We start from the raw sequence: 12,620 nt of genomic DNA on the forward strand, positions 1-12,620 counted from the left end.
GGTTCAGCCTCCCTGCATGGGAGAGAGGATTTCGATCCGGTCGCCCTCTGCGAGACGCGCATCCGCCCGATCCTCGCGATGGACGAGATCGCCGTTGATGGCCGTCGCCAGCCAGTCGCCCTCATATTCGAGAGTCATGAGGAGGTCTGCGAGCGTACACGCCTGCAGAAACTGCCTTTCTCCATTGACGATGAGGTTCATGGGATCAGCTCCTCTTGAAGGACATAACCGTTGGAGAGACGGGTCGCGGCTTTTTTCGCCATGGCCGGCGCAAGCAGAAAGCCGTGGCGGTGCATGCCGGCAATCGCCAGTCCGTCTTCCATCTCCACCACCCGCGGAACGTTGTCATCAAAGGCGGGGCGGATGCCGACGCCGGTTTCCACCATCCTCGCCTCGCCGAAGGCCGGATGCAGCGCATAGGCGGCGTTCAGCAGTTCCATCAGAGAGCGCGCCGAGATCGGCCCGTCATCCTCCGTCTCGATCATCGTTGCACCGACCATGAAACGGTGGTCGTCGCGCGGCACGACATAGATCGGATGGCGCGGATGCAACATCCTGACTGGCCGCGACAGCGTTACCTCTGCGGTTTCCAGATAGAGCATCTCGCCCCGCACGCCACGAAGACCTGGAATGTTCGGGATGGCCGCCGGGCCGGTGCAATCGAGCACGGCTGTATAGTTCTTCTTCGGCGGCGGCCCCCAGCCGAGATGGAACTCTCCGCCATGGTTGCGGATCGCCTTGGCCAATCCCGCCAATGCCCGACGGGGATCGAGATGGGCCTCACCTTCGAAGAACAATGCCTTGTCGAAACGGCCTGCAAGCGCAGGTTCGAGATCGGCGATTTCGTTCTTATCCAGCCAGACATGACCGCGTGTGCGGGAAGCAAACCTGACAAGATCGGCCAGATCGCGCGGCTGCGCCACGACCAGCGTGCCGTTGCAAATGACCGCGCCCGGCACTGCCTTGTCCCACCAGTCGGCGGCATCCAGCCCGAGCGTCAGCACGATCTCTTCTGCCGCCTCGCGCTCGCAAAAGGGCGCCAGCATGCCGCCGGCGAAATGCGATGCGCCCTGCCCAATCGTGTCCTGATAATCGACGATATCGACATCTTCACCGCGTCTCAGAAGCTCAAGAGCCACCGTGAGGCCGGCGACGCCGGCCCCTTTAACGAGAAAGAGAGACATCAGGCTTCACTCCCCAAGACCTCACTCCCCAAGACTGGGCTCGCGGCATTTGCCAGTGGATTTTCCACCGGCATGTAGAGATCGCCACCGTCACGATATTTGGCCGCCATCGCCTCCAGCCCCTCTTTCTGCGCCTCGGCGCGGATGTCGTGGGAGATCCGCATCGAGCAGAATTTCGGGCCGCACATGGAGCAGAAATGCGCCACCTTGTGTGCATCCTTGGGCAGGGTCTCGTCGTGGAAATTCCGTGCCGTGTCCGGGTCCAGCGACAGGTTGAACTGATCCTCCCAACGGAACTCGAAACGGGCGCGAGACAGGGCATCATCGCGCATCTGCGCACCCGGATGCCCCTTGGCGAGATCGGCGGCATGGGCTGCTATCTTGTAGGTGATCACACCGGTCTTGACGTCATCGCGATCCGGCAGGCCCAGATGTTCCTTCGGCGTGACGTAGCAGAGCATGGCGGTGCCAAACCAGCCGATCATCGCAGCGCCGATCGCCGAGGTGATATGGTCGTAACCGGGAGCGATATCGGTGGTGAGCGGACCGAGCGTGTAGAACGGCGCTTCGCCGCAGGTCTTCAGCTGCTTGTCCATGTTCTCCTTGATCTTGTGCATCGGCACATGGCCGGGGCCTTCGATCATCACCTGGCAATCCTTCTCCCAGGCGATCTTCGTCAGTTCTCCGAGCGTCTCCAGCTCGGCAAATTGGGCGGCGTCATTGGCATCGGCGATCGAGCCGGGGCGCAGGCCGTCGCCCAGCGAAAAGGTCACGTCATAGGCGCGGGCGATGTCGCAGATCTCGTCGAAATGCTCGTAGAGAAAACTCTCGCGGTGGTGATGCAGACACCACTTGGCCATGATCGAGCCGCCGCGCGAAACGATGCCGGTGACGCGATTGACGGTGAGGTGGATATAGGAAAGCCGTACGCCGGCATGGATGGTGAAATAGTCGACGCCCTGTTCCGCCTGCTCGATCAGCGTATCGCGATAGACCTCCCAGGTGAGATCCTCGGCAATGCCGTTGACCTTTTCCAGCGCCTGATAGAGCGGCACCGTGCCGATCGGCACCGGCGAATTGCGGATGATCCATTCGCGGATATTGTGGATGTTGCGGCCGGTCGAAAGATCCATGACCGTATCGGCGCCCCAGCGGATCGCCCAGACCATCTTTTCCACCTCTTCCGCCATCGACGAGGTGACGGCGGAATTGCCGATATTGGCGTTGATCTTAACCAGAAAATTGCGGCCGATGATCATCGGTTCGCTTTCGGGGTGGTTGATATTGGCCGGGATGACGGCGCGACCCTCGGCCACTTCGCGGCGGACGAATTCCGGCGTGATGTAATCCGGGATATGCGCGCCAAAACTCTCGCCATCCCTCACAAGGGCTTCCTTCGCCGCCTGCCGGCCGATGTTTTCGCGGATGGCGATGAATTCCATTTCGGGCGTGATGATGCCGGCGCGGGCATAGGCGAGCTGGGTAACCGCACGACCGGCATTCGCCTTGAACGGCATGTTGCGGATGGGGAACTCGGGCGTCAGCAGCTCGCCGGTGGCAAAACCGTTATCCTCCGGCTTGACGTGCCGCCCCTCGTATCGGGCAACATCGCCGCGAGCCATAACCCAGTTTTCGCGCAGGCGCGGAAGGCCCTGATCGATAGCGACGATATGGGTAGGATCGGTATAGGGGCCGGAACTGTCGTAGACGGTGACCGGCGGCTCGCCGGATGTCGGGTGAAGCGCGATCTCGCGCATCGGCACGCGGAGATCGGGATACTCCCTGCCCGCAACATGGATCTTGGTGGAAGCCGGAAACGCGCCCGAGGTAACGGTCGGGCTTTGATTTTTGGCGGCAATATTCATCGTGAGGCTCCAAGTTTCAAGGTTGGAGACCCAGTCCTAGAGCCGGAAAGATGGAAGAACGCCGATCACGGAATCCGGTTTACGGATTTGAGAATTATCGCAGCGTTTTGCACCGTCCCTACGCCAGTATGAACTGGATCAGGTTCAACGGGTCACTGCGCGCGATAGCAGAATCTCAGCCCCTTGCCGGGACACCCCTGGTGAATGCGATGAGGCTATGACAGGCCGGTTGGCCGGTCAAGTGGGTCATGCAAGCACGGCGAGAAACGGGATGGCATTCTCGCGGTGCCTGCATTGGCGGGATCAGTCGAGCCGCGCTTCGCTTGTCGGATCGAAGAAGTGGACCTTGGCGGAACTGATCGACAGACGGATCTCCTCACCGGGCGCAAAATCCACCCGGTCGTTGACGACACAGGTGACTTCCGTGCCGCCGACATCGGCCAGAACATGCGTGTCTGCGCCGGTCGGCTCAACCACCTTGATCGTCGCCTTGGCGCCATCCTGCGTGCCGACGGCAAAGCCTTGCGGACGGATGCCAACCACGACGTCACCACTGCTTCCACCCTTCGGCAGCGATGGCAGCGCCAGTCGCTCTCCGCCCGGAAGAAGAAGGGACTGGCCCTCGATCTTGCCGCGCAGAAAATTCATTGAAGGCGATCCGAGGAAGCCGGCCACGAACATGTTATCCGGACGGTCGTACAGCTCCAGCGGGGTGCCGATCTGTTCGACGCAGCCGCCGCGCATGACGACGATTCGATCGGCCATGGTCATCGCCTCGACCTGGTCGTGGGTGACATAGACGATGGTCGACGCCAGTCTCTGATGAAGCGCCTTGATCTCGGCGCGCATCTGCACGCGCAGCTTGGCATCGAGGTTGGAAAGCGGTTCGTCGAACAGGAAGACGTCGGGATCGCGAACGATCGCGCGGCCCATGGCGACGCGCTGGCGCTGGCCGCCGGACAATTGCGACGGCTTGCGTTGCAGGAGCGGGGTCAGTCCGAGAATTTCGGATGCTTCCGCAACCTTCTTGTCGATCTCGGCCTTTTTCATGCCGGAGATTTCCAGCGAAAAGCCCATGTTCTGGGCAACCGTCATCTGCGGATAGAGCGCATAGTTCTGGAACACCATGGCGATGTTCCGTTCCTTCGGCGACAGCGTGTTGACCACACGCCCGCCGATATCGATACGCCCTGCGGATATGTCCTCAAGGCCGGCGATCATTCTGAGAAGGGTCGACTTGCCGCAGCCCGACGGGCCAACCAGGATGAGGAATTCCCCATCCCGGATGTCGATCGAAACACCCTTGACCACTTCGAGCGCACCAAAGCTCTTGCGCAGATCGGAGACTTGAACCGTCGCCATGATGATACCTCTCTAATGCGTCTTGCGTGGGCGTATGCGCACGGCAAGATATGGCCGGCCCGGCAATGTCAGCCCGAACGCGGCGGCAAACTGGTTGGTGATATGAGAACCACCGGTAATGCGCTGCGGGTGAACCTTCGGCAGCGGCCCCTTCTCCAGCGGCGTGATGCTCATGTTCCAGACATCGATGAGATCGATTTCCCAGTCGCCATCCTCTTCCGGCAGGCCGAGCGCCCATTCGACCGGCTGATGCTCGCCGAAATAGATGTAACGGACGTCGCCATCCTGCGCCGCGGATACGCGCTTGTAGGTCGTGCCCCGCTCCAGCATGGGGGTCAGGCCATTGACCGCATCCTCCTCGAAGATCTTGCGGAGGAAGTCGATACGCGCCGGCGCCTCGCCATGCAGCACGCCGCCCTTTGCCCACCAGAGTTCGTCATTGGCATCGAGGAATGTTTCACCGTGGCCGATATAGCCGCCGCGGCAAAGGGTCAGCCAATAGCGATGGATCAGCTCGTGAGCGTCGATATTGCCCCATTCCTTCGGGATGTTGCCTTCATATTCCGGCTCGTCGTTGACGACAGGCTTGCCATAGGCGGCGCGCCAGTCGAGCGTCTTCTTGACGTCCCAGTTCTGGATGCAGACGTGATCCACCCAGGGTTTGCGGTGATCGTAATTCTTGTCCACATCGCCATTGTGGATCGACTTCGGATGGCGCAGCGGATCGCCTTCCTCGATGATCTGGAAGAAGCGGTCCCAGCGTTCCATCGGCTTCGTGTCGAGAAGGAAATCGTATTCGTTGGCAAGCGACCACCAGACATTTCGGTAGGCGGCGATACGCGCGACGATATAACGGAGATATCGGAAATCCTGCTCCTCCGTCATCGTGCAATAGTCCCAGCGGTCATAGGGATGGAAGAGGATGATATCGGCCTCGACCCCCATTTCCATCAGGCGGCCGATCTGGGTTTCGAAATGCCGGAAGCATTCGAAATTTGGCCGGTCCATGTCATGGCTGCCATCTGCGCGCTTCTCATAGACGTCGAAGAGCGGCTCGTTGGTGTTGTAGATATAGTCCTTCGGGAATACGCCCATGCGGATCTTGTTGAACGGCGCCGTCTCGAGCGTCTTGAAAGTCTGCTCCTGCAGCTCGACCGTCTGGTGCGTCCAAGCATAGCAGGTCGTGCCGAAGGGCAGGTATGGCTTGCCATCGGCATAGGCGAAATGAAACTGGTTGCGCACCCGTACCGGGCCATGAACGCCCAATTTGGCCGGACCGACGGTGAGTTGACCGTTCAGGCCTTCAAGCGCCTTGTCGGTCGACGTCGTGACGAAGCGCCAATCACCCTCGGTTTCCGGGCAGAAGCGCACCTTGTAGACGCCGTCGCCGTCATAGAAGCCGGGAACCGTTACATCGCGGTTGCCGAGCGAGAACGTCGCTGCGAAACTGACGTCGAGATAGGGATTGCCGCCTGCCGGACCTTTGGCGGAGAACTCGAAGACATCCCAGCGGCTCACTTGTTCTGACATTTCTAACTCCTGAATATGATTGGATTTTCAGCCCTTGACCGCGCCTGAGGTCAGTCCGCTGACGAAGTATCTCTGGAAGATCATGTAGACGAGGATGGCGGGGAACACGGTCATGGCGATCGCCGCATTAAGCTGGCCGTAATCGGTCGAGAACTGCCCTTGGAAGGACATCAGGCCGAGCGGCAGGGTCCACATGTGACGGTCCTGCAGCAGCACCAGCGCCATGGCGAATTCGTTCCAGGTGGAAACGAAATCGAGGATCAGCAGCGCAGCCAGCACCGGCAGCGAGATCGGCAGGAATATCCGCCGGAAGACGGTGACATGCGAGGCCCCGTCGATCAGCGCCGCTTCCGACAACTCCTTCGGCACCGCCTTGAAGAAACCATGCAGGATGAAGACCTGATAAGGCACGCCGAAGGCGAGATAAGGCAGGATGACGCCGGGATAGGTATCGATCAGGCCGAAACCGTTCACCAGGGTGAAGATCGGTGCCAGCATGACCTGAAACGGGATCATCGCACCGAAGAGGAAGAACAAAAGCAGCAGTTTGCCGAAGCGCAGCCTGATCCTTGCCAGAGCATAGGCAGCCATCGCCGAAAACATCAGGCCGAGCGGCACCTTGATGACGGTGATGATGACGCTGTTCTTGAACGTCGTCTCGAAATTGCCACGCGCCCAGGCACCGGAAAAGTTGTTCCAGGCGATGGCTTCCGGCGGCGTGAACGCGCTTGTTGCCATAACCTCGGCATTCGACTTGAGCGCCGTGAATGCGATCAGAACGACGGGCGCAATCCAGACGAGCGCAAAGGTAACGAGGATGATCCAGAGGATGATCAGAAACGGGTCCCGGCGCGGCTTGAGCAGCAGGGCGTCGTCTTCGCGGCGGGGTGCTATAGCAGTCATTCGCCTGCTCCTTCATCACGTTGCGACCAGCGCAGGTAGGGAACGACAATGGTCAGCGTGACCAGAAGCAGGATGACCGAGATAGCCGAGCCTCTGCCGAAATCGAAGATCTGCATCGACTGCATGAAGGCCCATAGAGCCAGCATCTGTGTCGACTGGGCCGGGCCACCACCGGTCATGCCGTAGACGATATCGAAGGCTTTGAGGGAGGAAATGGTCGACAGGACGAGGACGATCGCCAACGTTACCCGCAGCGCCGGCAGCGTCACATGCCGGAAAACCTGCCAGCGGCTCGCACCATCGATGCGTGCGGCCTCGACAAGCGAACGATCGACGCTCTGCAGGCCGGCGAGGAAAAGCACCATGGAAAAGCCGACATACTGCCAGGTATAAGCGACGAACATCGAATAGAGAGCGATCTCGCGGTCACCCAGCCAGTCGCTGATCAGCGACTGCAGGCCCAGACTGGTGAGGACCTGATTGAACAGGCCGAAGAACGGGTCATACATCCATCGCCAGATCGTCGCGACCGCGATCGGTGCGATGATGACCGGCAAATAATAGACGGCGCGCATCGGTACCCGACCAAAGAGTTGCTGATTGAGGCCGAGTGCCAGCAGCAGGCCGATCGTGGGCGGGAAGATGACGGCGAGAATTGTCCAGGTGATGGTGTTGCGCAGGGCAACCCAGAACACCGCGTCATTCGTCAGAATGTAGCGATAGTTCTCAAGCCCCACCCATTCCCGGTGCGGATCGAGGCCGTTCCAGTGCTGGAAGCTCAAGAACACCACTTCGATCATCGGCCAGATGGCGAAGGTGGCATAAACCGCCAGCGCCGGGCCGATAAGCATCAGGGCTTGCGCCCGTGAGGACTGCATGATTTTCGAATTGAACATTGGAAACCCGTTTGTCCCGAGTCCTGACCTGCGACACAGGTCGACAGTCTCCGCGGCGAAGACGCCGCGGAGAGACCAGGCAGAGGCCCGATTTACTTTTTGCGGTTGCCGATAAACGTCTGCATTGCAGCCGCTGCCGCCTGAGGCTCGATCCTTGCTGCCGCGACATCGTTGATGACGCGGAAATATTCGGTCGTCACATCGAGCGGGAATGCCTGGTCGCCGTTGACGAACGTGCCCTTCGCGTCGGCGAAGATCTGCGTCCATTCCTTGTGCATGGCCGACGCATCGTCCTTCAGCTTCACTTCCTTGTTGACGGACAGCGCACCGAAGGTGCCGGCAATCTGGGTCTGGAATTCGGTCGAGGTGAACGAATTGATGAACTCGGCGGCGAGATCCGCCTTGCTGGTCTTCGACGAGATGTAGAAATATTCGGCAAAGCCATAGAGGCGGCCGGTGCCGTTGGGGAACGGGAAGACGTCGTAGTCGTCGACGTTACCGCCTTCCTTGATCTGCGAGACGAGCCAGTCGCCTTCGAGCATCATCGCAGCGCGCTTTGCCAGGAACAGGGTGAAGGACTGCTTCTGGTCGACGCCCATGAACGGCGACAGGATATAGTTCTGTCCCCACATCTTCATCTCGGCGAAGGCCTTTGTGGCGCACTCGGTCTTGCTCCAGTCCGCCTTCATCGATTTCAGCTGGTCATGCACATCGGCGCCGCAGGTGGTCTCGAGGATTTCGTCCATCAGGCGCATCAGGTGCCAGTTGACCGAACCGCCGAAAGTGAAGGCCGGAATACCGGCTGCCTTCAGCTTCTTGGCTGCCTCGACCAATTCGTCATAGGTCTTCGGCTCCTGAGTGATGCCCGCCTTTTCAAACATCGCCTTGTTGTAATACAGGCCCTCGCCGGAGAAGCGGAAAGGCACGCCGTGCTGGCCGGAACCGTAGCTCTTGGAGAATGCCAGAGACGGGGCAGTCAGACGGTCGTTCCAGCCGTATTTGGCGTAATCGGCGGTAATGTCCTTGCTGAGACCTGCCTTGACATATTCACCGCCAAGCCCGAGGCCTGCCCAGCTCATATAGACATCCGGCCCTCTGTCCGACCCGGCCGCGACACGCAGGGCGGTCTTGTGCTCGTCGACGCCGCGCATGACGATCTCGACGTTTACACCGGGATGGGATTTTTCAAAATTCTCGGCCGCAGTCTGAAGCGCCTTCACCTGCGATTCCGCAGAATAGCTGATCGTCCAGACGGTCAGATCCTCTGCATGCGCTGCCGTCGCCACCGTTGCCAGTGCAGATGCAGCCAAAAGCCTTGCGAACGTTTTCATAAGATCTCCTCCCAAAGATCGCTTGAAGTCCTGATCGAGGACTATCAAATCATTTTCGTTTCATGTCAAATGTTTTCGAATTTATCCGATTTGTTTGATTTCAGAACCAAGTTGCTTTCATTTGAAAGCCACTCGCGGAAGTAGTCGAAACATCCAGCGACATCCTCTGGCCGGCCGCCACGAACCAAAGGCCATGCCGGCCTTTCAGATTACCGCCTCGGCAATGAAGCGCCGCCAGCTGCGGGCAGTGTCGCTTTTCGCCGATCCTAATGCGCAATCAACCTCCTCAGCAGAGCCTGCCAGCCGCGCGTCGCTTCCAGCCGCCAGGCACTGGCGTCGGGCTGAGGCCGGAACTCGCTCCGGGTTTCATCGGTGCCTGGGGCATCCCCATAAAGGCTCGTCAGCGCCATCATCGCGACGCCGATCGCCCCGACCTCAGCCTGACCGCTCCTCGCGACCGGCCGATCCAGAACATCTGCCTGCATCTGCATCAGGAAATCGTTCGAGGATGCACCGCCATCGGCCAGCAAGCCATCAAGCCTTGCCCCGAGATCCTTTTCCATGGCGGTAAAGACGTCCGCTATCTGCAGGACGATGGCATCGAGCGTAGCGCGCGCCAGATGAGCGCGGGTCGTTGCCAGTGTCATGCCGGAAATCGTGCCCGAAACATTATCGTTCCAATGGGGAGCACCCAACCCGGCAAGAGCTGGGACGAAGACAACCCCGGCGGCATCCGGAACGCTCTGGGCAAGAGCGGAGAGGGCCTTTGCATCCGGCAGGCCAAGCATCTCGGCAGCAAAGGCGGCAGCCTGCGCGGAAACGGTGATATTGCCTTCCAGCGCATAGGCGATGCCGTTCCGGTCGCTCCAGGCGATCGTGCTGGAAAGGCCGTTTTTCGACAACACCCGTCCGGGCGTCAGCGTCATCAGCGACGATCCGGTTCCATAGGTTGCCTTGACAAGACCCGGCGCACGGACGCGATGACCATAGAGTGCCGCGTGGCTGTCCCCCATCATCGCAAGGATCGGCACACCGGCATCGAGTGCAGTCGCGCCTTCGGCCACTTCGCCGAACCGGCTGTCAGACGAGCGGACTTCGGGCAGGGCCGTGACAGGAACGCCGAACAGATCGCAGAGACCTTCGTCCCATTGCAGCGTGCCGGTATTGAACAGCTGCGTTCGCGATGCATTCGAATGATCGGTGGCGAATTCCTTTCCGCCCGTCAGCTTGTAGAGCAACCAGCTATCGACCGTGCCTGCACGAAGCAGGCCCTGCGCGGCGAGCGTTTTTGCTTCGGCCACGTTTTCCATCACCCATGCGAGTTTGGAGGCTGGAAAAAGCGCGTTGATGGAAAGCCCGGTCGCCTCGACCACCGTCGGGTCGCGGCCTTCGGCAATCAGCGCCTCGCAGGCCTTTGCCGTGCGGCGGCACTGCCAAAGGATGGCCGGCGCGATCGGCTTGCCCGTCTCGGCATTCCAGACGACCAATGTCTCGCGCTGGTTTGCGATCGCAAGCCCGGCGATCCTGGCATCGGCCTTGCCGACGATATCGGCGATGACCGCCTGCACCGTCGCCCAGATATCCTCTGCCGATTGCTCCGCCCAACCGGGGCGAGGATAGCTGGATGTCAGGGGAGCAGACGCCTTGGCGACGACCTCCCCCGCCGAATTGACCAGGATCGCCTTGGTATTCGTCGTCCCCTGGTCAACGGCAATGATGAATTCTCCCCTCCCGGCGTCACTCATCCCCGCTTGCGCCCGATCGCCTTGCGTGCGGATCTGGCGATCCCGGAAGCTGTCAGACCGAAATGATCGAAAAGCCATTCGACCGAGCCGGTCGGCACGAAGCCCGGAAAGCCCATCCGCTCGATCGGCACCGGAAGATTGGCGGAGGTGTGCTCGGCAACCGCGCCGCCGAGACCGCCGTGGATATTGGCTTCCTCGACCGTAACGATCGCGCCCGTCTCGCCGGCAGCCGCGGAAATAGCAGCCTCGTCGAGCGGCGAAATGGTCGCCATGTTGAGGATACGGGCGGAAATGCCTTCGGCTTCGAGTTCTACTGCTGCCTGGACGGCCAGATGCACCATGGTGCCGCAGGCGATGATCGTGACGTCATTACCATTGCGGACGAGTTCCGCCTTACCGGGCTGGAATTTCCGGTTTTCGACCACAAGATCCGGCACCGGCATGCGGCTCAGCCTGATATAGACCGGGCCTTCATATGCTGCCGCCCATTTGACCGCTTCAGCCGTTTCCCAGCTATCGGCCGGAACCACGACCTTGATATTGCTCAGCGGTCTGAGCCAGGCGAAATCCTCGATCGAATGGTGTGTCGGCCCAAGTTCGCCATAGGCGACGCCGGATGATTGACCGACAAGCTTCACGTTGAAGCCGGCATAGGCGATATCGGCCTTGACCTGTTCGAGCGCACGGCCGGTCAAGAAGCAGGATGCGGCCGAGACGAAGGGGATGCGGCCGCCATTGGCAAGACCGGCGCCGACACCCACCATGTTCTGCTCGGCAATGCCGACATTCACCAGTCGATCCGGGAACTTCTTCTGGAAGCCGCCGAGCTTGGAGGAGCCGACGGAGTCATTGACGACGGCGACGATACGCGGATCGTTTTCGGCAAGCTCCTCGATCGTGCGTGCCCAGGCATCGCGACAATCGTAAAAACCCTGCTGTTTTGCGGCGGGTGCAGCCATCAGACCAGTTCCTCCATGGCGGTATTATATTGTTCGGCATTCGGCACGCCATGGTGCCATGACGCCTTGTTTTCCATGAAGGAGACGCCCTTGCCCTTGATCGTATTGGCGATGATGCAGAGCGGCTTCGAGCGGCCGCCCGGCGGTTCGGACAGAGCGTTGACGAGAGCGCCGACATCATGCCCGTCGATCACTTCGACATCCCAGCCGAAGGCGCGGAACTTGTCGTCGAGCGGATCGAGACCGTTGGTCTCTTCCGTTCCCATGCCCTGCTGCAGCCGGTTGCGGTCGACGATCAGCGTGAACTTGCCGAGCTTGCGATTGCCGGCACTCATCGCCGCTTCCCAGTTCGAGCCTTCCTGCAGCTCTCCGTCGCCGGTCAGCACGAAAGTGCGGTAGTCGCTGCCGGTCATCTGCCCGGCGATCGCGATACCGAGTGCCACCGGCAGGCCATGGCCGAGCGGTCCGGTATTGGTTTCCACGCCGGGAAGATAATTGCGGTTCGGATGGCCGTTCAGCTTCGACTGCGGCTGCATATAGGTTTTCAGCCAGTCTTCCGGGTAATAGCCGGCAGCGCAAAGGGCGGTGTAAAGCGCGCCCGTTGCATGACCTTTCGACATGATGAAGCGATCCCGCTCCGGCATATCCGGCTTTTTCGGGTCATACCGCATTACGCCGAAATAGAGCGTCGCAATGATGTCGATCGCCGAAAAATCGCCGCCGGGATGTCCGAGCTGGGCATCATGGACCATCGTGAAGGCCCTGCGGCGCATCCACAACGCTTTCTCGCGAATGGTATCGACGAGGTCATTCTTCAACATGGGTATTGGCCTTTCATTGCCGGA

At 60.3% G+C, this 12,620-nt stretch carries 11 protein-coding genes and 1 riboswitch; all 11 genes read right to left on the bottom strand.

Translation table 11 applies throughout. From position 1 onward, the window contains the following. Positions 1 to 3: 3 nt before the first annotated feature. The gene (gene thiS / locus GGE33_RS18400; RefSeq protein ID WP_183826301.1) at positions 4 to 201 is read right to left on the bottom strand and encodes a sulfur carrier protein ThiS; all 198 of its coding nucleotides are present in this window, start codon (positions 199 to 201) and stop codon (positions 4 to 6) included. Further along, complete coding sequence (thiO, locus tag GGE33_RS18405) at positions 198 to 1,184, bottom strand: glycine oxidase ThiO (RefSeq protein ID WP_183826304.1); 987 nt, start codon at positions 1,182 to 1,184, stop codon at positions 198 to 200. The genes thiS and thiO overlap by 4 nt, the downstream gene beginning before the upstream one ends. Further along, a complete protein-coding gene (gene thiC, locus GGE33_RS18410; RefSeq protein ID WP_246436244.1) occupies positions 1,184 to 3,049 on the bottom strand; it encodes a phosphomethylpyrimidine synthase ThiC in 1,866 nt (621 codons plus the stop codon). Before thiC ends, thiO begins: the two co-directional genes overlap by 1 nt. Before the next feature lie 97 nt (positions 3,050 to 3,146). After that, positions 3,147 to 3,258, bottom strand: a riboswitch (TPP riboswitch). 94 nt (positions 3,259 to 3,352) lie between these two features. Then, complete coding sequence (locus GGE33_RS18415) at positions 3,353 to 4,411, bottom strand: ABC transporter ATP-binding protein (RefSeq protein ID WP_183826307.1); 1,059 nt, start codon at positions 4,409 to 4,411, stop codon at positions 3,353 to 3,355. Between the two features lie 12 nt (positions 4,412 to 4,423). Next, complete coding sequence (locus GGE33_RS18420) at positions 4,424 to 5,941, bottom strand: DUF5060 domain-containing protein (protein ID WP_183826310.1); 1,518 nt, start codon at positions 5,939 to 5,941, stop codon at positions 4,424 to 4,426. Positions 5,942 to 5,968: 27 nt separating this feature from the next. Then, complete coding sequence (locus tag GGE33_RS18425) at positions 5,969 to 6,844, bottom strand: carbohydrate ABC transporter permease (RefSeq protein WP_148146935.1); 876 nt, start codon at positions 6,842 to 6,844, stop codon at positions 5,969 to 5,971. After that, positions 6,841 to 7,740 carry a carbohydrate ABC transporter permease gene (locus GGE33_RS18430; protein WP_148146933.1) on the bottom strand — a complete coding sequence of 300 codons (900 nt, stop codon included), beginning with the start codon at positions 7,738 to 7,740 and terminating at the stop codon, positions 6,841 to 6,843. Before GGE33_RS18430 ends, GGE33_RS18425 begins: the two co-directional genes overlap by 4 nt. Before the next feature lie 92 nt (positions 7,741 to 7,832). Then, positions 7,833 to 9,071 carry an ABC transporter substrate-binding protein gene (locus tag GGE33_RS18435; RefSeq protein ID WP_183826312.1) on the bottom strand — a complete coding sequence of 413 codons (1,239 nt, stop codon included), beginning with the start codon at positions 9,069 to 9,071 and terminating at the stop codon, positions 7,833 to 7,835. Between the two features lie 266 nt (positions 9,072 to 9,337). Further along, positions 9,338 to 10,816: an FGGY-family carbohydrate kinase gene (locus tag GGE33_RS18440; protein WP_183826316.1), complete on the bottom strand. Its 1,479-nt coding sequence runs from the start codon at positions 10,814 to 10,816 to the stop codon at positions 9,338 to 9,340. Continuing rightward, positions 10,813 to 11,775, bottom strand: a complete 963-nt coding sequence (locus GGE33_RS18445; RefSeq protein ID WP_183826319.1) for a transketolase family protein — start codon at positions 11,773 to 11,775, stop codon at positions 10,813 to 10,815. Before GGE33_RS18445 ends, GGE33_RS18440 begins: the two co-directional genes overlap by 4 nt. Continuing rightward, a complete protein-coding gene (locus GGE33_RS18450) occupies positions 11,775 to 12,596 on the bottom strand; it encodes a transketolase (protein ID WP_183826322.1) in 822 nt (273 codons plus the stop codon). The genes GGE33_RS18445 and GGE33_RS18450 overlap by 1 nt, the downstream gene beginning before the upstream one ends. Between the last annotated feature and the right edge of the window lie 24 nt (positions 12,597 to 12,620).

Source organism: Aliirhizobium cellulosilyticum (assembly GCF_014198105.1).
Lineage (GTDB): Bacteria > Pseudomonadota > Alphaproteobacteria > Rhizobiales > Rhizobiaceae > Neorhizobium > Neorhizobium cellulosilyticum.